Annotated in this window: 22 protein-coding genes and 1 pseudogene; 5 read left to right on the top strand and 18 right to left on the bottom strand. The window is 59.9% G+C overall.

Annotated features, from left to right (window positions below; genetic code table 11):
• Positions 1–35: 35 nt before the first annotated feature.
• The 4 genes from ACTHNZ_RS05790 to ACTHNZ_RS05805 all read right to left on the bottom strand — a co-directional run bounded on the left by ACTHNZ_RS05790 (position 36) and on the right by ACTHNZ_RS05805 (position 3249).
• On the bottom strand, positions 36–623 hold the full coding sequence (locus ACTHNZ_RS05790) for a GNAT family N-acetyltransferase (protein ID WP_440541545.1): 588 nt from the start codon (positions 621–623) through the stop codon (positions 36–38).
• Between the two features lie 369 nt (positions 624–992).
• A complete protein-coding gene (locus ACTHNZ_RS05795) occupies positions 993–1535 on the bottom strand; it encodes a phasin family protein (protein WP_440541546.1) in 543 nt (180 codons plus the stop codon).
• A gap of 54 nt (positions 1536–1589) precedes the next feature.
• Positions 1590–2087 carry a YciE/YciF ferroxidase family protein gene (locus tag ACTHNZ_RS05800; RefSeq protein ID WP_440541566.1) on the bottom strand — a complete coding sequence of 166 codons (498 nt, stop codon included), beginning with the start codon at positions 2085–2087 and terminating at the stop codon, positions 1590–1592.
• Positions 2088–2340: 253 nt separating this feature from the next.
• On the bottom strand, positions 2341–3249 hold the full coding sequence (locus ACTHNZ_RS05805; RefSeq protein ID WP_440541547.1) for a hypothetical protein: 909 nt from the start codon (positions 3247–3249) through the stop codon (positions 2341–2343).
• A 127-nt stretch (positions 3250–3376) separates the two neighbouring features.
• Between ACTHNZ_RS05805 and ACTHNZ_RS05810 the strand changes: the two genes are divergently transcribed.
• The 5 genes from ACTHNZ_RS05810 (at position 3377) to ACTHNZ_RS05830 (ending at position 10825) form a co-directional block, all read left to right on the top strand.
• Positions 3377–4243, top strand: a complete 867-nt coding sequence (locus ACTHNZ_RS05810) for a M15 family metallopeptidase (RefSeq protein ID WP_440541548.1) — start codon at positions 3377–3379, stop codon at positions 4241–4243.
• A 97-nt stretch (positions 4244–4340) separates the two neighbouring features.
• The gene (gene tssM, locus ACTHNZ_RS05815; RefSeq protein WP_440541549.1) at positions 4341–8246 is read left to right on the top strand and encodes a type VI secretion system membrane subunit TssM; all 3906 of its coding nucleotides are present in this window, start codon (positions 4341–4343) and stop codon (positions 8244–8246) included.
• Entirely contained in the window at positions 8243–9229 is a 987-nt protein-coding gene (gene tagF, locus ACTHNZ_RS05820; protein ID WP_440541550.1) for a type VI secretion system-associated protein TagF, read from the top strand. Before tssM ends, tagF begins: the two co-directional genes overlap by 4 nt.
• A 4-nt stretch (positions 9230–9233) precedes the next feature.
• Complete coding sequence (locus ACTHNZ_RS05825; protein WP_440541551.1) at positions 9234–10214, top strand: OmpA family protein; 981 nt, start codon at positions 9234–9236, stop codon at positions 10212–10214.
• Positions 10215–10261: 47 nt separating this feature from the next.
• The gene (locus tag ACTHNZ_RS05830) at positions 10262–10825 is read left to right on the top strand and encodes an HD domain-containing protein (RefSeq protein WP_440541552.1); all 564 of its coding nucleotides are present in this window, start codon (positions 10262–10264) and stop codon (positions 10823–10825) included.
• Between the two features lie 82 nt (positions 10826–10907).
• Here the strand turns inward: ACTHNZ_RS05830 and ACTHNZ_RS05835 are convergent, their stop codons facing one another.
• From ACTHNZ_RS05835 to ACTHNZ_RS05900, 14 genes and pseudogenes are all read right to left on the bottom strand, one after another.
• Positions 10908–11492, bottom strand: coding sequence for a hypothetical protein (locus ACTHNZ_RS05835; RefSeq protein ID WP_440541553.1), 585 nt, complete (start codon positions 11490–11492; stop codon positions 10908–10910).
• 308 nt (positions 11493–11800) lie between these two features.
• Positions 11801–12490, bottom strand: coding sequence for a hypothetical protein (locus ACTHNZ_RS05840; RefSeq protein ID WP_440541554.1), 690 nt, complete (start codon positions 12488–12490; stop codon positions 11801–11803).
• A gap of 510 nt (positions 12491–13000) precedes the next feature.
• Entirely contained in the window at positions 13001–13819 is an 819-nt protein-coding gene (locus ACTHNZ_RS05845; RefSeq protein WP_440541555.1) for an ankyrin repeat domain-containing protein, read from the bottom strand.
• Entirely contained in the window at positions 13819–13968 is a 150-nt protein-coding gene (locus ACTHNZ_RS05850) for a hypothetical protein (protein ID WP_440541556.1), read from the bottom strand. Before ACTHNZ_RS05850 ends, ACTHNZ_RS05845 begins: the two co-directional genes overlap by 1 nt.
• 227 nt (positions 13969–14195) lie before the next feature.
• Positions 14196–14341: pseudogene (locus tag ACTHNZ_RS05855) on the bottom strand (RHS repeat-associated core domain-containing protein); the annotation flags it as partial.
• Positions 14342–14357: 16 nt separating this feature from the next.
• The gene (locus ACTHNZ_RS05860) at positions 14358–14639 is read right to left on the bottom strand and encodes a hypothetical protein (RefSeq protein ID WP_440541557.1); all 282 of its coding nucleotides are present in this window, start codon (positions 14637–14639) and stop codon (positions 14358–14360) included.
• A 16-nt stretch (positions 14640–14655) separates the two neighbouring features.
• Positions 14656–14988: an RES family NAD+ phosphorylase gene (locus ACTHNZ_RS05865; protein ID WP_440541558.1), complete on the bottom strand. Its 333-nt coding sequence runs from the start codon at positions 14986–14988 to the stop codon at positions 14656–14658.
• Entirely contained in the window at positions 14985–15230 is a 246-nt protein-coding gene (locus ACTHNZ_RS05870; protein ID WP_440541559.1) for a hypothetical protein, read from the bottom strand. Before ACTHNZ_RS05870 ends, ACTHNZ_RS05865 begins: the two co-directional genes overlap by 4 nt.
• 32 nt (positions 15231–15262) lie before the next feature.
• Positions 15263–15691 carry a hypothetical protein gene (locus ACTHNZ_RS05875; RefSeq protein WP_440541560.1) on the bottom strand — a complete coding sequence of 143 codons (429 nt, stop codon included), beginning with the start codon at positions 15689–15691 and terminating at the stop codon, positions 15263–15265.
• Positions 15688–16947 (bottom strand): PAAR domain-containing protein, encoded by a 1260-nt coding sequence (locus ACTHNZ_RS05880; RefSeq protein ID WP_440541561.1) that lies wholly within the window; start codon positions 16945–16947, stop codon positions 15688–15690. Before ACTHNZ_RS05880 ends, ACTHNZ_RS05875 begins: the two co-directional genes overlap by 4 nt.
• A gap of 12 nt (positions 16948–16959) precedes the next feature.
• Positions 16960–17775, bottom strand: a complete 816-nt coding sequence (locus ACTHNZ_RS05885) for a DcrB-related protein (protein ID WP_440541562.1) — start codon at positions 17773–17775, stop codon at positions 16960–16962.
• 75 nt (positions 17776–17850) lie between these two features.
• On the bottom strand, positions 17851–18645 hold the full coding sequence (locus ACTHNZ_RS05890) for an ankyrin repeat domain-containing protein (protein WP_440541563.1): 795 nt from the start codon (positions 18643–18645) through the stop codon (positions 17851–17853).
• A gap of 95 nt (positions 18646–18740) precedes the next feature.
• Positions 18741–19535, bottom strand: coding sequence for an ankyrin repeat domain-containing protein (locus ACTHNZ_RS05895; protein ID WP_440541564.1), 795 nt, complete (start codon positions 19533–19535; stop codon positions 18741–18743).
• The coding region (locus ACTHNZ_RS05900) for a bacteriophage T4 gp5 trimerisation domain-containing protein (protein WP_440541565.1) at positions 19535–20972 on the bottom strand (1438 nt) is incomplete at its 5' end. The genes ACTHNZ_RS05900 and ACTHNZ_RS05895, both read right to left, overlap by 1 nt.

Raw genomic sequence — 20972 nt, forward strand, 5'->3', positions numbered from 1 at the left:
CGCCAAGGGCGAGCCGCATCATGCCCGGCGCCGCGTTACCGTGCGCCGCCGCTCGCCGCAAGCCCTTCCACAGGCTCCGAGCGATCGTCGGCATACGGCGCGGCGGGACGCCGCATCTGCAGATAGACGCCGTTTTCTCCCACGGCCTCGAATCCCAGCCGGCGATAAAGCGCCTGCACCGGGTTGTCCATTTCGACGTACAACACGATCGGCATCGCTTTCGCCGCCGCGCGTGCAACGAGCGCGCGCACGAGGCGGCCGCCAATGCCTGCCCCGCGATAGGCGGGCAGCAACGCGATGTCGATCAAGCGCGCCTCGCTGCCCTGCCAATAGTGATAAAGACGGCCGATCGCCATTTGCCCAAGCATGACCACATCGAAGCGGCCTTGCGGATAGTGGCGACGGTAGTAAGCGTCCTGCATGGAAAATTGTTCAGCCAGCAGCGCCGAAATGCGCTCGCGAGCCCACCCGATCCGGGCGAATTCTTCCACCCGCGTGCTTTCGAAGACTTGGTACAGGAAAGTGCGATCGCCCTCTTCAGCCGAGCGCAGATACAACCGGCCACCATTCGCCTCGTTCGGCCGCTGCTCCGTATTCGAGTTTTCGTCTGCGTCACCGGGCATCTGTTATCACATTTCCTTTGCGCAGAAGAAGTCACTGCAGCAACCCGCTTCTCGATCTCCGGCCCCGAAAGGTGAACAATCGTCATTCGAGACAGCGGTGTGTGGATATTAGTCTAGAGAAACGCGACGATCAATCACTAGTGCGTCCGTGAACGGTACGTGAATACCCCGATCGACAGGGTGCTAGCGGCGCCTTGAAAAACAAAGCGGCGACCCTTTTGAGGCCGCCGCCAAAATCCGGCAATAACCGTATTCGCCTTATAAAGCAAACCGTATTGGAGTTGATTGCGGGGTGCAATCGTTTGCGCGTCAGACCCGCAAGCCGTCGGTGCGCGATGGTAGCGCGCGACGTCACGGCAGCCGCTACTGCTACTGCTTCACCGACGACACGACGTTGCCCGAACCGTCGACGATGTCGACCGAGCGCTTCTTACCACCAGCTTTCGTCAAGGCTTGCGTTTGGCCTTCGACTTCCACCGGCAGATTCTCCTCGGGTGAAGCGAGCACGAGTGGCCCGCCCGTGCGCGAGTGCGACGCCGTCGTGTAAGCGCGGGCGAGCCAATCCGTGCACGCGGTCAAGCCTTCCCACCCCGCGCCCGCGTTGTTCGCTGCCGTCTCGGTAGCGATCTCGTTCACGTGCTGCCAATAGGCGAGCGTCTTCTTGAAACCGGCTTGCGCTTGAGCCGCGGGCAGCGTCATGACCCACGCGATCGAGCGCGAATCGATGGCCTCGAGTGCGATGCCGTGCTGCTCGGCCAGCGTCGTTTTCATCGTTTGAAGATTCAGCCGCGCGAGGCGCTCAAAGCCGTCGAACGTTTGATTGGCGATATCGGCCATCGACGCGAACGCCGCTTGCGCGGCCGAACTACCCTGCGCGGCGGCGCCCGAATAGTCGATTGCGAGTGAACTCATCGTTTGACTCCATCGAAAAGGAAACGAACAGGGGGAACGTATGCAGCGGTCAAGCTAGCTCTTCTTCGCTTCCGGATTGCCGACCTTCTCGGCGAATTCGGTCAGCTTCTTGTCGGTGGCCTTCTCCTCTTCGAGCGTCTCCTTGAGCAACGTCACGGCCTCCTGCCGGCCGAGCTGCTTACCTAGCGCGCATAGCGTGCCGTACGAAGCGATCTCGTAGTGCTCGACTTTCTGGGCCGCGCCGATCAAGCCGGCATCGAGGACGGGACCTTTCTCGATCTCGTCGATGAGCTCTTCGCCCTCTTCGATCAGGCCCTCCATCGCGGCGCACTTCATTCTCTTCAGGCGGATGCCGCACGTCTCGACGACCTTATCGATGCGCTCGATCTGGCCGTGCGTTTCCTGAAGGTGCGTTTCGAACGCTTGGGAAAGCTGCTCGTTCGTGGCCGCTCTCGCCAGCTTGCCGAGTGCCTTCGTCAATTGCTTTTCGGCGCTGTACATATCCGAGAGTGCATGAATGAAAAGATCTTCCAATGTTTTGCGTGCCATGATGAACGTCCTTTATGTCAGTCATGAGTGCTACTCGAAGCCGAGCTCGATCGAGTCGAGCGGCTCCGAGTCCTGCCGCACTGCCGCAACGCGCGTGCCTCGCACGATGGCGTTTCCGGACGTTCGTGAAACACCCAGGCCGCCCTGGTCGCGTGGCAGCCGGAAGCGACCGGGCGCAAGCATCCGAAGCGGACTTCGATTGCAAGACGCCGGTAAATGGTATGGGGACGTGGAAGCGGAGACGACGCTTGGACGACTAGCGCGCTTGCGACGACGCCGGCGCATTCGCGCTCGGGCAGACGGGATCTTTGCCCCAATGATCGGAACACACGCGCCAGCGGCACAGCTGCGCTTCGAAGAAGTTCGACTTGTCGCACTGCTTGACCTGCGCGGCCAAGCTGACGGGACGCGTCTTCGCGGATGATGCCTTCGCGTCGGAAGCGGACTGCGGTGCGCGCGCATCGTACGGCTTCGTGCGGGCGACGAGCGCGGCCAATAAATCGGCGTCGGGATCGTCGTGCTTCGATACCCCTTTCGCATGCTTACCCATGCGTGTGGCTACCTGCTTTTCCGCGTGACGGCTCTTCGCGTTTTCGCGGTCGGCGCGGGCCGCACCCGATTTGATCGCAGCCGATTTGCCCGCGGCGAGTGTCGCCGACGCAGCGGAAGCCGGCGTCGAAGCCGACGCTGCCGCGACATTGACCGTGGACGCATTCTTGTCCGCCGACGGCACCGCGCCGTTCGCGAGCGCACGAGAAAGCGGATCGGAGGCAGTGCCGTTCGGCGCCGCGGTCGTCGCATCGTCGGCCACGATGATCGCGCTTTGCGGCACCGATGCCGCGCCGACCGCGGCCGCCGCGCCACTCGCTTGACCGGCCGGCGCAGCGGCCGCAGGCGGCTTGTCGGCACCGGCTACGACCGCGGTGGCCGAACGACCGCCTTCCGCAAGCCGTTGCCATTGCCAAGCGCCGACGGCAACCAAACCGGCGAGCGCGAGCCCCGCCGCGATCAACGGCTTTTTAGAACGGCGAGGACGCGGAGCCTGCTGCGCAACGACGCGCCCTTCGAGGCTCGCAAGAATGCGCGAGCTGTTGTCCGGCGCACCGGGAGCCGTCTCGGAAATCAGGCTCGGCCGCCCTCTCGAAGTGGTTTCCGGTGCACTCATTCAGTAGTATCTCGTTGAATCGTTGTTTAATTCGCCGCGATAATAGGAATCCGGCCTCCCTTGCAAGCAGGCCAGATTCTAAGAGCAAGCATTACAAAATACAATTCATTTCCCCCCGGGGCCGATCTTGATTGCCGTCGCACTCGCCGCTTATTTCGCCGTCGCCGTTACCATCGCCGCATTGTTCCTATTGCCCGCGGCACGCGGCGCACTCGTCTCCGCAGCCCTCGCATTACAACGTCGCATGTCGCGCCGCACGTCGCGTGGGATCTCACATCTTCGTAATGGACTCGATAAATCAGTAAGAATTTCCCATACCGCAATCGGCGATACGAAAAAAGTACTGATTCGGCAGCGCTTGCTGATTTTGATTACGGCAGGTATCCTTGCGGCGCCTCCATTGATTGCAATTGCTTTGCGCGGCCGCCAATTGTTTCAGTTTGATGGCGAGACCCGCGTGCCGGACGAGAAAATCGCCGCATTGCTCAATGGCGAGCAGCTCGTTCCACCGCCGCCGCTGCCGCCCGAAGTCTTCGAGACCAAAGAAGTAGAGCAGGTCCGTCCGGCACTGCGCGACGCGAGCCGCGATTGGAATTTGCTTGATACCGATTTCAGAACTCGCCTATTGCTCGTCTACAAGATCATGCGCGAGCAGTACGGGTACGAAATGGTGCTATTGGAAGGTTATCGGAGCCCGGAGCGACAAAACCGGCTCGCGCAGCTGGGGGGCGTGACCAATGCGGCCGCATATCAGAGCTATCACCAATACGGGCTTGCCGCCGACAACGCTTTTTTGCGCGACGGCAAGGTCGTCATTTCAGAAAAAGATCCCTGGGCCATGCACGGCTATGAGCTATATGGGCAAACGGCCGAACAAGTCGGCCTGGTATGGGGCGGACGATGGAAATTGATGGATTTCGGACACGTTGAATACCATAAGCCCGGCTTCGTCCTAGGACGCAGCAAACCCGTGGTTCCGCTCCCCGGGCAATAGGCGAATCGCACCGAATCGCCGCATGCCTACGCAATGCCTTGCGCTCCCGCGCCGGGCTCAATCGAGATCAAGACTTAGACCGTTAAGTTAAGGCCTTATGCAACGCTTTCTCAACGCGCTGACCAGCAAACGCACGATGACCGTCGCAGGGGTGGTCGTCATCGCAGCCATCCTGTTCGGCGCCGCCCTCTGGTTCGACCTCCCGCTCGCGTGGCCCGCCGCGGCCGTGGCGGCCCTCATCGCGCTGCTTTTGCTCGTCTGGCTATGGCGGCGCCTCGCGGCTCGGCGCGCTTCGGCCAAACTCGGCGAAGTGCTCGAACAGCAGGCCGAGACGGGCAAGATGCCGCAGCCGGGCGGTGCCAAGCAAGCCGACCTCGACGTGCTGCGCACGCGGCTCGCCGACGCGGTGCGCACGATCAAGACCTCGAAGATCGGCCAAGCGTCCGGGGGCGCGGCGCTCTACGAGTTGCCCTGGTACATCGTCATCGGCAACCCGGCCGCCGGCAAGAGCAGCGCGGTGCTGAACTCGGGGCTGCAGTTCCCGTTCGCGGAAAAAAGCGATGCGATCGTCCACGGCATCGGCGGCACGCGCAACTGCGACTGGTTCTTCACGACCGAAGGCATCTTGCTCGACACGGCCGGCCGCTATTCGGTGCTCGACGAAGACCGCACCGAGTGGCTAGGCTTTCTGAGCCTGCTCAAGCGCTACCGCCCGAAGGCGCCGATCAACGGCATCATCGTCACGGCCAGCATCGCGGAGCTGACGAGCAGCCGGCCCGACGCCACGATCAACCTCGCGCGCAGCCTGCGTCAGCGCGTACAGGAGCTGACCGAGAAGCTCGAGGTATTCGCGCCCGTCTACGTGATGTTCACGAAAGCCGATCTCATCACTGGTTTCGCCGAATTCTTCAGCGGCGGCGAGCGCCACGAATACGACCGCGTCTGGGGCGCGACGCTGCCCTACGAGCGCGACGAGAAACGCGACGTCGTGGCGCTGTTCGACGAGCGCTTCGAAGAGCTCTACGAAGGCCTGAAGGAAATCAGCGTCGCCCAAATGTCGATCAACCGCGGCACGCTGCTCTCGCCGGGGCAACTGAGCTTCCCGCTCGAGTTCCTCGCGATCAAGCCGGCGCTGCGCGTGTTTCTCGCCACGCTGTTCGAGAGCAATCCATTTCAATACAAGCCGATTCTGCGCGGCTTCTATTTCACGAGCGCGCTGCAAGAGGGTCAAACGAGCAGTGCCGCCGCCCAGCGCATCGGCGCACGCTTCGGCCTTTCGGTGGCCGATCTGCCGAAGCCGCAAGCCGCGTCGTCGAAGAACGGCTTCTTCCTGCGCGATCTGTTCTCGAAAGTCATCTTCGCCGATCGCCAAACCGTGCGCCAATTCGCGAGCCCCGCGAAAACGCGCCTGCGCTACGGCACGTTTTTCGCGTTCGTGGCCGTGCTCGCGCTGGCGCTTGGCGGCTGGACCTGGTCGACGATCGGCAACGAGCAGCTCGCGTCGAACGTGCAAGCCGATCTCGACAACGTCGTCCGCCTCCAGCAAAACCGCAACGATCTGCAATCGCGCTTGCAGGCCATGGACATCCTCGAGGATCGCATCGATCAACTGGAGCAGTTCAAGCGCAATCGTCCGCTGTCGGTTTCGCTCGGGCTCTACCAGGGCGACCGGATCGAACAGCGGCTTCTGACGGAGTACTACCGTGGCGTGAAGCAGTTGATGCTCGGCCCCGTCTCGCAAAACCTCGTCGCCTTCCTGAAGGAAGTGAACGCGCATCCGGATCAGCTCACGCCGCTCACGCATCCGCCCGAATCCGGAGCGATGCCCGTGTCGGCTCGCAGCGGCGGCCTCGGCGCCGTGGCGGGCGCGCAGGGCGGCTTGTACAGCGACGCCTCGCCGGCCAACGTCGAAGACGCCTACAACGCGCTGAAGACTTATCTGATGCTCTCGGACAAGCGCCACGTCGAAGCCGCGCATCTGACCGATCAGCTCGCGCGCTTCTGGCGCGGCTGGCTCGAGACGAATCGCGGCACGATGTCGCGCGACGAGATGATCCGCAGCGCCGAACGGATGATCACGTTCTATCTGGCCCATGTGTCCGACGACGACTGGCCGATGATCGACGCGAATCTCTCGCTCATCGATCAAACACGCGAGAACCTGCGCCACGTCGTGCGCGGCATGCCGGCCCGCCAGCGCGTGTATGAAGAGATCAAGGCGCGCGCCTCGACGCGCTATGCGCCGATGACCGTCGCACGCATCGTCGGCGAGAACAACGCGAATCTCGTCGGCGGCAGCTACGCCATTCCGGGCACGTTCACGCGCGAAGCGTGGTTCGGCTACGTCAAGCCCGCGATCCGCGACGCCGCCACCAAGGAGTTGCAAGCGAAGGACTGGGTGCTGGGCACGACGTCGCAAGACGATCTGACGCTCGAGGGCAGCCCCGAGCAGATTCAAAAGGCGCTCGTCGGCATGTACAAGACCGAGTACGCCCAGCATTGGCAGCGCTTCATGCAGGGCATCGCCGTGCGCGATTTCGGCAGCTTCGGACAGGCCGTGACGGCGATGAACCGGCTCGGCGATCCGCAAGACTCGCCGATCCGCAAGATCTTCCAGACGGCCTACGATCAAACGTCGTGGGACAATCCCGCGCTCGCGTCCACGCCGCTTCAAAAAGCGCAGAATGGCGTGACAGGCTGGTTCAAGCGCATGTTCTCGTCGAAGCAGGAAGCGGCGCGCAACGCCGGTGTCGACGTCGATCTGAACCTGGACGGCGGGACCGCCGCCGGACCGGTCGGCATCGCGTTCAGCGGCCTCGCTCGCATCGTCGCGAAGCAGGACAACGCGTCGCTGCTGAACGGCTACATGGACACCCTCTCGAAGGTCCGCACGCGCTTCAACATCCTGAAGAACCAGGGCGATCCCGGACCGGGCGCGCGCGAGCTCATGCAGCAGACGCTCGACGGCAACGGCTCCGAGCTCGCCGATTCGCTCAAATTCGTCGATGAGCAGATGCTCACGGGGCTGACCGACGATCAGCGCAAGGCGCTGCGTCCGCTGCTCGTGAGACCGCTGATGCAGGCATTCGCCGTCGTGATCGAGCCGGCCAGCAACGAGGTCAACAAGGTGTGGAACGCGCAGGTCTACCAGACGTTCCAGACCGCGCTCGTGAACAAGTATCCGTTCTCGGGCGATGCCAAGGTCGAAGCGGGCGCAAGCGAGATCGCGCAGGTGTTCGGCCCCGACGGTGCGATCTCGAAGTTCGTCGGCACGACGCTCGGGCCGCTCGCCGTGCGGCGCGGCGATACCCTGTCGCCGCGCACGTGGGGTGGCATGGGCATCGCGCTCTCGCCCGCATTCACGAACGGCTTCGCGCGCTGGGTCGCTCCGCTTTCGGGCGCAGCGGCCGGCGGTTCGGGCGGCGCGGCCGGGGCGCCGCAGACGGTGTTCCAAATCCTGCCGCAGCCGGGCCAAGGCACGACCGAGTACACGATCAACATCGACGGCCAGCAGTTGCGCTACCGGAACACGCCGCCGCAGTGGACGAACTTCGTCTGGCCGAATCCGCAGGGCTCGCCGGGCGCGACGCTCACGGCCACGTCGTTCGACGGCCGCACGATCGAGCTCGTCAACGAGCCGGGCCGCTACGGGCTGGAAAAGCTGATCAACTCGGCCAAGCGCACGCGCAATCCTGACGGCACGTTCTCGCTGTCGTGGACGCAAGGCAGCGTGACCGTCGCACTGAGCATGAAGATCATCAGCACGTCGCAGCCTTCGAGCGGCGGCGGCAACGCGCCGCAGCAGCAGAGCCTGGCCGGTGTGCGCTTACCCGAATCGGTGGCGGACGCCGCGGCGGCGCGTGCGGCAGCGGCCGCCTTGAGCGGGTCGGCCCCGGCCGCGCCCGGCACGCTCGCGGCCACTGCGCCGCCGAGCCTGCCTTCCCCCTCTCCCTCGACCGCCGACGTAGCGGTCTCGAACCCAGGAACAGGAGCCGCACAATGACGCAATCCGTGCAGGCGCAACTCGCCTACTTCGGCAAGATTCCTTCGCGCGGGGACTTCGTCAAAAGCACGCACAATCCGCAATTGCTCCAGACGCTCGACCGCTGGGTCGCGCACGCCACGGAGCTCTTGGCCGAAGACCCGCGCTGGAAGATCGTCTACGACAATGCGAAGCCGATGCACTTCGCCTTCCTCGGCTCGCAAAGCCGGCTCGCCATCGCCGGTCATATGATGTCGAGCCGCGACAATGCCTCGCGCCGCTTCCCGCTGCTGGCCGCCACCGCCCTCGAAGTCGAGCGCCCTCTCCCATTCCTCGCGCGCAGCCCACTCGCGTTCGCGCGCTTGTGGACACGCGCCGCCGTGCAGATGCGCACGCTGTACGAGTGCGAGGAGCCGGCCAGCGCGCTGCAGGCGCTCGGCGATACGCAGGTGCCGATCGACGTCGGTGTCGCGAATTCGCATGACGGGACATTCTCCGATTTCCTCGAGCATCAGACGCTCGCCGGCCTCGAGCAGATGCTGCTCGCAAGCGGCCACCCCGTGCGCCTGCGCGGCGCGATGCTCGCGCTCGGCTCGCTGCTCAAGCCGGTCATGCTGAGTCATGCGCCGAACCTCGAGCGCGGGCTCACGCTGCCGCTGCCGAACGACACGTTCTATCGCAGCCTCGTCGCCACTTTTTGGCTCGAGCTCATCGCGCCGTTCCTCGCGCAAGCCGATTTTGAAATCGCCATCTTCATCGGCACGATCGCCGAGCGCGAGCGCCTCGTCGTCGGCTTCAACGGCGCATCGGCCAAGACCTTGCACAGCGTCATCGATCCGCAGGCCTATGCGGCGCACAACATCGACATCGACGATCCCGAATGGATCGACGACCACGCTCAGAACGAACATGGAATCAGCAAGCTCGTCAGCTATCTCGAACAACCGCAACTGTCGCTGCGCATCGCTGTGGATACGTTCCGCGAAGCGTTCGTCGGGGCGTGAGGCCATGACCGGCGCATCTCGTTCGAATCAACACCACGGGCATCGGCAGGCCCCGGCGTGCCGCGGCGCGCGGCACGTCGCCGCGCTGGCGCTCGCCGTTGCAGGCTCGCTCGCCGCATTCGCGGCGCATGCCGACGTCGGCGCCCCGGCGACCGTCACGCCCGTCGCCGACGGCAGCGTGCACGTGCGCATGACGACGTTGGACGCGCCGATTCAGCTGGCATCGGCCAACGTGGCGGGCTCGGGCAATCCGTCGACGAGCACGCGCGTGCCGACGCCGGCCGATGCCGCACCGGGGCAAGTCGTCGTCGGCGGCAAGGTGCCTGACGAAGCGACGCACAGCGCCGTGCTCGCTAAGCTGCGCGAGGTGTACGGTGCCGGCAACGTCGTCGATCAGATCGAAGTGGGGAGCGTGTCGACGCCGCCGAACTGGAGCGCGAACGTTCAGAAGCTGCTCGGCCCGCAACTGAAGCAGATCAGCAAGGGACAGCTCAAGATCGACGGCACGAAGATCGACGTGAAGGGGGAAGTCTCGAACGAAGCGCTGCGTCAGCAGCTCGCGAGCGACATGGCGACTGCACTGAATCCGACCTACACGATCCGCAACGGCTTGCGCGTGAGCGCGTCGGAGCAAGGCTTGCTCGATTCGACGCTCGCGAACCGCACGATCGAATTCGAGACGGGCAGCGCGACGTTGGCGCCGGAAGGCCGAGCGATTCTCGATCAGATGGCGAGCGTGCTCGTGAAGATGCCGAGCAAGACGGTGGAAATCATCGGTCACACCGACAATTCCGGCAGCCGCGCGTCGAACATCGCGCTGAGCCAGGCCCGCGCGGATGCCGTGAAGGGGTATCTCGTCACGAAGGGCGTCGCGCCGCGATCGATGGAGACGATGGGGGTGGGGCCGGACCAGCCGATTGCGTCGAACGATACGAGCGATGGACGGGCGAGGAATCGGCGGATCGAGTTTCGGGTAGGGCAGTGAGGAGAGTAGAGTTCAAACTTGCTGCTTGATGACACTCCCGACATCCTATGGAACACATCACCACCGGTTCAGCGTCTGTCATGCACACCGATAGCTGGGTCGAGGCATGGAAGTTCGCGACGGACGCACATCAAGGGCAACTCGTCCCCGGCAGCGATCGCCCATACCTCTGTCATATTGGGAACGTGGTAATCGAGTTGTTGGCTGCGCACGCAGCGTCTCCGATCGAAGACGTCAATCTTGCCGTTGTATGCGCGGCGTTGCACGACTGCGTCGAAGATCAGGGAGTGTCCATAGACACGCTGCGCGAGAAGTTCGGCGCGACCGTGGCAGCGGGTGTCGCGGCGCTGAGCAAGGATCCATCGCTCGAGAAACGGCACGCAATGGCTGATAGCCTGGCACGCATTCGCCAACAATCGCATGCGATATGGTGCGTCAAAATGGCGGATAGAATTGCTAACCTCGCGCCGCCGCCCGGACACTGGCAGTCGGCCAAAATCGAGACGTATCGTGAGGAGGGACGCATGATCCTCGACGCGCTGCGCGAGGCTCATCCGGTACTCGCAGCGCGACTCGAGCAAAAAATCCTTCGTTACCCGGCACGCGCTTAAACGCTTCGGAAGAACCAGAACGCGGCGCACTCAGCGGTTGCGCGCACCTCCACGTTGCTTACCAGCCAGATAGACCTTTACATCACTCTCCGCTGCCGCCCCCTGTTTTGGCGCTCGTCGGATCGAATGCCACGGATGCGAGACATTTGCGATTGCGCTCCTTGAAGCCAAACGACAGTGTGCCCCACGATAGCGTGGTCGTATGAGAAGTGACTTCTTCCAGTGAGCGCCCGCGGGGTCTATCTGTGATTCTGAGATTCTTGTAGTGCAGCCGCACGTCCTCGATCGTGACGCAGCTACCGCCTGTGTCCAGAACCAGAAAGCCGGGATCCGGCCCTACGCGCTTAATACGCAAATCCACATTTTCGATGACGACGCCATCTAAGAGCTTGACCGGATTGCTCTTGAAGAATCGAAATAGGTCGTTGCCGCCTTCGTCGGTTTCAACAAGCTCGGCCGAAAGCAATCGTTCGATTTTGACCTTTGTGAACGGAATTTGACGAGGTAGGGCATCGATTGCTTGCCATAGGGTCATTTTCGGTTGTGCCATCTGTTCGTTCTGCGTGTCTGCTCCATTATCCTGAGCGCATCCAGCAAGGCACAACACCATGCTGCAAATATTCAGGATATATCTGAAATTAACTTTTATTCGCAACGCATTGATCATCGTACCTCCCGTAATACTCAGCGTACAGTTTATGTGTAGCCGAGTAGTTTCATCCTCACCGAATTTAGCTTCGATGGCCTCGCGCGGAAGCTCGGCATTGCCTTCTTTGAGAAAGGTGTTGTAGGCAGACTGGCACGATAAGCGTCGGGCGCACGCCCATGTCGCTGGCGCCATGAAATAAAACGCACGTGGCGCCCGCAATCACATGTTCATCAGTCGATCGATGTAGCGACGGCGGACGCCCTCATCAATGCTCAACTTGCAAATAAAAGCGAACCGGTCCCGCATCGCAGCGTCGTAAGTTCACGTCAAATCGATACCCCAACTCGCCGACTGAAGGCCGCTCGCATTACATCAGGGCTCACCATCTCCATTCGACTTAATTCGGCCAAGATCGGCGCGAGAATACCGTCAACGTTCGGATCAATCGTTCGCATCTTCGCTAGCAACGCGGGCGAAAATGCCTCATCCTCACTGCGCCCGCCTTCCCCCGTTTGGCGCCTGATCCGGTATAGTGCACCAACCCAGTATTGAATCTTTTCGACAGGGCTCCACCGAGCATAGGTAGCGGGGAAGTTCGTCTTCCGAATTGCCGCGCGAACTACTGCTTCGGGGTCGAGCAAAAATGGAGCGTAGAAAATCTGCTCAGTTTCGGCGAGCTTCGTACCGGTTACAGGATCTACGGCGACATACGTTTCATATCTCACGTCAGTGTCCTGCTCGAGACGATTACCGATGCGGACCTTGACACCGTCACCAGGCAGCACAAGCTCTCGCTCCGCAGGAAATACGCTCTCGCGCTCCAACCGAGACAACAAGCGCCCGCGCGCCCGCGAGAATTCAACTTCATGTTGCCTTTTTAGCTTCGAGTCGACATACCACACGACAACCGTTTGAGATTCTGCGACATCAAATGCCTTGAGGAACGCTGATTCCGGCACGATAGCCATGATCGACGGTGACAATTCCGAATAGGTCACTCTCTTCCGCTTCAGCATTACAATTGCTCCAAAATAATTCTCCCAGCCGCATCTGTACCGACGACCTGAAATTTCACCCCTGGAGGAATCAAGGTCTCGGATAAGTATACCGGCTTCCCGATAAGCCCGTGATAATTTACACCAAACGCCAAGTCTGAAATGTCTTTCGCGCTATCGGTGTAGATGACCATATTTCGATCAGCAACGTAAGCATCAGTTTCAGACGACCCAGTTGACCAGAACTTCGACTCGACCGTCTTACCCGGTGCAAAATCTGCGTCAAATTTCGCCAAAGCATCCGGGTCCCCCAAACGCCACCCCCGATACTGAACCGGGGATGAGCTCGGCATCTTATCCAAGCCCGATAAACGTGAAACTGCTACCGCCCGCCGCGTCGACCGTGAAGAGGTGCATCGTCTTATCAGTAAAGTTCACAGGCAAATCGATCACCGCGTCGTTCATCTCGTATTTAGGCATGGATTTCTATATCGGTAGGCACTCCCGATTCAAGCAAGAGACAGGTTGGATCTAGCACGAGGCACGCGGCTCACACCAGTTCGTTGGCCACTGCGCTCCGGCCGCGACGATGCGCTTGTGGATCGCTTCTATGCGCGGCAGTTGCGGTGAATTTGCCGGCGTTTGATGCAATTCGTCGCTCAGCACTTTGGCGTATTTCAATCCCCCGTTATCCGACACCGTTGGATCTGCCCCATGTGCGAGTAGGTAGTCGACGGTATCCCATTGGCGTAGCCGGGTCGCATCGAAGATAGCCGTGTTGCCAATCGAATCGCGGATGTTGACGTTGGCATGATGCTCGATCAGCGTTCGCAGTTGCGGTAGCAGGCTGTCCTCGGCCGCATCGAACAACAAAGGGGTATCGCCGTCGTAGCGCAGGTCCGGGCTCATGCCGCCAGCCAACAACGCCTTGAGAAAGTTCGGGGTGTCAGCGCGTGCCGCAACGTTAGCGATATCCTCATCTCTGGCTCCGAAAGGCTGCTCCGGCTTCGCGCCGGCTCGTACCAGCTCGGAGATGATTTGATAACGAACGTTTGCAGCGTCGTTCTTGACCGGGATAACTTCCTGCACCGCAAAGGACAGGAGACTAGTCTTCTTGTTGCCTAGTGCGGCGAGATCGGTTTTTGGGGAAAGCTCCTTGACGGCCGCCAGGTTTCCGTCACGGATAGCTTGAGCGAGCGTGAGTTGTTGTCCTGAAAAAAAATCTTCCGGCGGGTAGCGTTTGAATCCCGACATCTTTGTTCCTTGTCCGTGAGTAGGCCACCAGATCGGGGAGGACAGTCCAATTGCGGCGACGAGTACGCCAACGATCATCGTTTTGCGATATTTCATCAATGTGCACCGAGCTGTTGCAGAAGGTCGGTCTGCTCCTGTGCAGCCCTCGATTGCATGCCGTTAAACACGTCTGCCATCTTATTGCGGCCGAAGCTCGTCATGCTGGTTCCCGAGATGTCAATCTGATCGCCGACGGCCTTCGGCATGACTGCCGCAGTTACATCGCTAATGGGCCCAAGACGTCCTTCCTGTACCCAGTTAGAACTTCGCCGTCGACGCGATAGTTGGTGATGGAAGCCGCTTGCGGCGATGCGTCGTAGAGCGGAAGTGTGGCGGGGTTCAGGCCATCGTCTTATACAGATCTCCGCGCTCCGTCCTCAAGCGAGGAAGAACATCTTTCGTTCCTTCCCAAGATGATTGCAGGGCATCGCGCCAGCCCCGAGGAATCGACCCACTGGTAGCGTTGAACACATGCGCATGCGCGCGCAGGCCGCCCGCCAGCCCGATCGGATCAACACTCAGGTACTGCCCCGACTCCGCATCAAAGTACCGGTTGAGGTTGTAATGTAAACCCGACTCGTTCTATCTCCTACGATTAGCACGGCATGCGCATCAACATTTCGCGCAGCCGCTTCGTCAAGCTGGCGTCGCTCACGCATTCCATCGGACTAATATTCTCCAAAGCCGGAATCTTCGAGTTGATCCAGTTTTTGTATCCAGGCCCAACTTTGCCGAAAATCACCGCCGCCAAATCGAGTTGGTTGTCGAATAGCTTTGCCAACTCGACCACATTCGGATCATCTCTGAATTCATCAAACATCTCTGCAAACGTCATCCACGCCGAATCGCCGGAATAATAATTCTCCAAAGCATCCATTTCAAAATCCGCCAAATTATATTAGATTTGCACCACTCGCATCTCGCGCCGAAGGAGCAAGAATTCCATCATAGCCGTTGTCGCTTGCCCAATCTCCTAGGCGATGAGTAGCGTCATACGAGTTGCCTGTTATGTCACTCAACGATACACCAAGCTGCTCGCGCACTTGCGGGTCAGTGAGGTCCAACACACTGTTGAGCGTTACGTCCTTGCTGATCAACTCCCGATTCGAAAGATCGACCTTATAGTGATTCACTTCCGCCAGAGCGGTCGCTGGAGAATCAGCACCGTAGACACCGCCGAGTCCAGGCTTAGTGTATCGCTCGGAACATGAGTAGCTAGCGCTCACCGATTGCGCATACTCCCGGGTTGTTTGCCGGCGAGATGAACATCCCTCGAAATTTCGTCACCATAGAGAAGGGCATCGTTGTACAAGCGATTGTCGTGCGGGATCGGGCCAGTCTCCGCTTTGCCATAGAACTTGCGATATATCTGGCCCGCCAGACGGTCCCATCTGAACATCACATCTTCAAATGGATAGTCGACGTAGATATCTTCACGGCCAAACCGCTCACCTTTGTCCACGCCCATTACTTCATTCCTTCGTTCCCGGCGGCGTCCTTTCAGACGCTCCAGCGCTTAATGAGTTCGCTGCGACGCTGCGCATTCATTCGCAACGCGTACACATACGCTAGAGGATCTTCATCCTCATCTCGCTCCGGGGCAAATTTGTTGTAAGTCGGATCGAAAGCCCACCACGCCTCGTACTCTATAGAGAAATCACCGATCAAAAACGTCGTCGTTTTTTTATCAAAATCATGGGTGTAATTTACTACAACCGAGCCATCAAGAGGCCATCTCTGCAAACCAAGTTGTAGCATCAGATTTCCGTCTTCTGCGTAAAGGCAGAAGGCATTCTCCTCCACTCGATTGATACAACCTCGAAATGGCACCATCTCTCCTTGAGCAGGATGGAGCACGCCAGTCAATTTATCAAGAACAAGCTGTGGCTTGCCCGGAAGATCATTCAATATAACACGTGTCTCAATCATTTTACCGCCGCTATTCCAGTGAGAATGTCCATACTCTGATTTGAGCGAGTCGCACTATTGATCATATCCTGGGCAGTTTTACCCTTCGATATGAAATATTCGTACGACGGCCCCGTTTCATTTTGATATTTTGCCAAATTTCGGGCTCTGATAATCGGCTGCTCGTCTTCAGGATAGTACGATAGCCTAGCTTCGTTCCGCTCTTGCACGATTTGCCGCGCGATGTCCTCATCCGAAACCCCCGAGGCCCGTTGCTCCTCAACCCACGCTTGCTTTTCCTCCAACCCTTGGTGGTAGTCCAATCGCTTTGCACGAGCACTAGCCGTAGCGTCCCGATCGGTCCAATCCACCCCCCATTTTTCCTGGGAGACTTCCGTTCCTGGTTTCGGCGTATAGCCGTACACGCCCGCTGTGTTTGCCTCTAGGTCGGCCGGCACTGCATCGACGGAGTAGTCGAAACGTGAGCCCCTCGGACCGGATCCAATCGACGGAACGCTCTCAAGCGCATCGGGCGAGCCTACCAATGGTCGGTCGCTAGCTCTAAATGCTCCGGCCCCCTTGGCACCAGCATATCCCCCGAGCAGACTCCCGCCAAGCATCGACCACTTCTGACCGTCGGAACCTTCGCCGAAGACTTTGCCGCCAATCCATGAACCGGCCTCGCCGCCTGCGAAGCCGCCTGCTGCCCCCACGACGGCCAGCACCGGCCCCGCAAGCACGGCAGCAGCTGCAACGCCGACCGCCATCATCGTCCAGTTGACCCATGCCGGAATCTCGGAATTGGCTTGTCCAACTGTCGCACCACCGATGAAGACATTCGGCGACCCATCGTTGATGAGCGCGCCGCACATCAACTTGTCGTCTTTCCGGCTCGCCGGCTGGCGATTGATAAAAACCGTCGACGAGCCTTGCGCGACAACCTGCGGCGGCCCATTGTGATCGCTGCACACCCCTTGACTCAGGTTTGCGCGCATCGCCGCTCGGCTGTTGATGAATACGTTGGGTGACCCTTTTGTCAGGCTTCCCGTAACGTGCCGTGGCGCCCACGACATGGTGCCAAGCACTTCGCCAATCCCGCCGCCCGCAGCGGCACCGGCCGCAACCGCCGCGACGACGGTCAATGCGGCGCCGCCTGTCACGACTACCGCCGCGGCTCCAATTACCGCACCCGCAATCAGTCCGGCGATCATCCACCCTTTGGAGGCCGTATGCGCTACCGGGTCGCCAAGCCGCGCGGCCGCAAGCAATGTTCCCACGGGTTCTCCCTCTTAGTTGCCGTTTCCAACGGTAGCGAGATAGGACCGCACCGCGGCGATGGTCTGTATTCCGGCAGTCCCTTTCACCGCTTTAACGCCGGTGAGTCGTTCGTGCAAAGACGGAGCCACCTTCGGGTCCATTGTCCATAGCGCGAATTGACGGCCATCCGGAGCTTTCCATGCCTGTTGCCCGTTGGGCTCGGCTCGCAGCGCCAATGGCGCACCGGACGCCTCAAAGAACGCGACGCCCTCGGACATTTCCGTCACATCGTGGCGCATCAGTTCAGCCAAGTTCGTCAGCACATACAGCGTCTCTGTCGCTTCATGGAGCACGAAGACGAACCCCGAAGCGTCAAGGGCTAGCTGCGTAGGTATGAAGCTGGCATCGTCCGGACGCTTGAGCACCACGCTATCGATCAAGGTGTCGTACTCTTTTCGCTTTTCAGCCGAGAACGTCTTGGGGCAGGTCCCAATGAAACTGATCGCCATCCGCTGCTCGCCCGGCACGGGAGACATCACGACCGTCTGGCGCTGATGCAGCGGTGAGCCCTCCGACACCCACTGGTAATCGACTTCGCGGGCCGTTTCCCCATCGATTTCTCTGATGCCCTGATGCTTCAGTTCGAAACGCGGTAGCGTCTTGCGCATTTCGGACACGAGCCGCGTCACGAACGTATCAACCGTATCGTCTTTCTCCATTGGCGCGCGCGACACGACAAACGTGAAACTGCTACTGCCAGGCGCGTCGACCGTGAACAGGTGCATCGTCTTGTCGGTAAAGTTCGTGGGCAAATCGATCGCCGCGTCGTTCATCTCATATTTAGGCATGGATTTCGATATCGGTAGGCACTGCCGATTCAAGCAAGAGACTGGTTGGATCTAGCACGAGGCACGCGGCTCGCATCAGTTCGGCGGCCACTGCGCTCCGGCCGCAACGATTCGCTTGCGGATCGCTTCCATTCGTGGCAACTGCGGCGAATTCGCTGGCATTCGGTTCAACTGGTTCTTCAGCACCGTTGCGTATTTCAGCCCGCCCTTATCGGACACAGTTGGGTCTGCACCGTTTGCGAGTAAGTAGTCGACGACATCCCATTGGTGAAGTCGCGTGGCATCGAAGATAGCCGTGTTGCCAATCGAATCGCGGATGTTGACGTTGGCATGATGCTCGATCAGCGTTCGTACCTGGGGCAACAGGCTGTCCTCGGACGCTGCGAATAACAAAGGAGTATCGCCGTCGTAGCGCAGGTCTGGACTCATACCGCCAGCCAGCAACGCCTCGAGAAGATTCGGGTTGTCTGCGCGGGCTGCAAGGTAGGCAATGTTGCCGTCGTTGAGTCCGTACGACTGTTCCGGCTTCGCGCCATCCCTAACCAGTTCCGAGATGATTTGGTGGCGAACGTTGGCAGCATCGTTTTTCACGGGAACGACCTCCTGAACTGCGAAGGACAAGAGGCTCGTCTTCTTGTTGCCTAGGGCGGCGAGATCGGTTTTGGGAGCGAGCGCCTTGACAGCCTCCAGGTTTCCGTCACGGATCGCCTGGGCGAGTGTGAGTTGCTGGGCGGAAAAAAAATCTTCCGGCGGGTAGCGCTTGAATCCCGACATCTCTGTTCCTTGTGCGTGAATGGGCCACCAGATCGGGGACGACAATCCGATTGCAGCGACGAGCGCGCCGACAACTACAGTTTTGCGATATTTCATCAGTGCGCACCAAGTTGCTGGAGAAGGTCGGCCTGCTCCGGCGAGGCCCTCGAAGCAAGACACAAGTTGAACAAACATGAACCGCACCGCTCGCATCAGTTCGGCGGCCACTGCACTCCGGCCGCGACGATGCGCTTGCGGATCGCTTCTATGCGCGACAGTTGCGGCGAATTTGTCGGCGTTTGATGCAGTTCATTGCTCAACGCTTTGGCGTATTTCGCCCCCTGGTTATCTGATACCGTTGGGTCTGCGCCATGTGCAAGCAAATAGTCGACGGTGTCCCATTGGCGCAGTCCCGTCGCTTGGAAGAGTGCGGTGTAGCCGACCGAATCCCGTATGTTCACGTTGGCATGATGTTCGATCAGCGTTCTCAACTGCGGTAACAAGCTGTCCTCGGACGCGGCGAACAACAAGGGGGTATCGCCGTCGTAGCGCAAATCCGGGCTCATCCCGCCGGCCAACAACGCCTTAAGGAGATTCGGGTTATCTGCGCGTGCCGCAAGATAAGCAACGTCCTCGTCAGTCGATCCAAAAGGCTGCTCGGGCTTCGCACCGTCTCGCACCAACTCGGAAATGATTTGATAACGAACGTTTGCAGCGTCGTTCTTGACCGGAATAACTTCCTGCACCGCAAAGGACAGGAGACTCGTTTTCTTGTTGCCTAGTGCGGCGAGATCGGTTTTTGGGGCAAGCTCCTTGACGGCCCCCAGGTTTCCGTCACGGATCGCCTGAGCGAGCGTGAGTTGTTGTCCTGTAAAAAAATCTTCCGGCGGGTAGCGTTTGAATCCCGACATCTTTGTTCCTTGTGCGTGAGTAGGCCACCAGATCGGGGAGGACAGTCCAATTGCGGCGACGAGTACGCCAACGATCACCGTTTTGCGATATTTCATCAATGTGCACCGAGCTGTTGAAGAAGGTCTGCCTGCTCCTGTGCAGCCCTCGATCGCATGCCGTTAAACACGTCTGCCATCTTATGGCGGCCGAAGCTCGTCATGCTGGTTCCCGCGATGTCAATCTGATCGCCGACGGCCTTCGGCATAACTGCCGCAGTTACATCGCTAATGGGCCCAAGACGTCCTTCCTGTATCCCGGTCAGAACTTCGCCATCGACGCGATAGTTGGTGATTGAAGCGGCTCGCGGCGATGCGTCGTAGAGCGGAAGAGTGGCGGGGTTCAGGCCTGAGGCGTTAAACAGGGTAGCTGACGAGCCACTCGCCTCCGATGCTGCGGACGCAAGCCCTCCCCCTAAGGAATGACCTGTTATGTCCAGATCGTTCGCGTTGCCAGAAAGTAAAACTCTCTTCCCGATGGAGACTGCTTGTGCGTAGTACGGGGACTTCTTTCCCCCACCTTGCTCGATATTGTTGGTCATATCCTCGCCAAGCAGATTCTCTGTTCCCTTAAAGGCGATGGTAGGCTTCATGCTGTCGCCAAACACGGCTGGGTCAGGCGCGTAAGCTTGGGAGCCGAAATTGCTTCCCGGAATCTTGAAATCGGAAGGACGTAAATTGTACTTCGCCAACGCCGCCGGATCATTGGTAATGTTCTTCCACCCCGGCGGCGCCGTACCTGGCTCATAAACCGCATTCGCGAGCTTCGCCATCTGCTGTGCCTTTGCGGTCGCCTGGAACTTGCGTGCAGCCTCTCGGACTGCTGGATCAGCGGAAGCAAGCCCCGCAGCAATGACCGCCTGCTGGTTGGCCCACTCAATCGCCATCGCCTGCTCGGGCGTCACAAACAGCCCTTGATTCAGATGAATCACCGGCCCGTCGAGAAAGACGCCGCTTTGATTGATCAAGATGCTCGACGCACCGTGCGAAAGCCGGATGCTGTCTGGCTTCAGCGTGACAACGCTTGCACCAACGCGATGCTCGATCTCATCGGTCGCCTGATAGCTCTGCTTTCCGGGTCCTGCATCGCCGGCGAGGGCTTGTACGCCTACCGTGTTAGCGGTCGTGAAGCGCGCCTTCGCGATCTTTTCCGATAAGCTGCCTTGTGCAACGTGCTTGCTCTCGTCGCCCTTCAACACCGAAATGCTACGCGCGCCCGCCTCCACCGTATGCGTCTCGTTGTCTTTGATAATGGTATTCATGTCCTTCTGCGCATGCAGAAAGACTTCCTGCGCACCATTGACATCCGAAAACCGCAGCTCGTTGAACCCCTTCCCTTTATGCGTCTGACTCCGAATCCCCATCGTCTGCCCAGCCGTCCCATGATACGGATTGCCAGCTTCCCCATTGAACACGCGCCCGATCACCAAAGGCATGTCAGGGTCTCCCTGATCATGCGCGATCACGACCTCTTGGCCGATACGCGGTATCGCCGAT

It is taken from the genome of Trinickia sp. (genome assembly GCF_051953955.1).
GTDB lineage: Bacteria > Pseudomonadota > Gammaproteobacteria > Burkholderiales > Burkholderiaceae > Trinickia.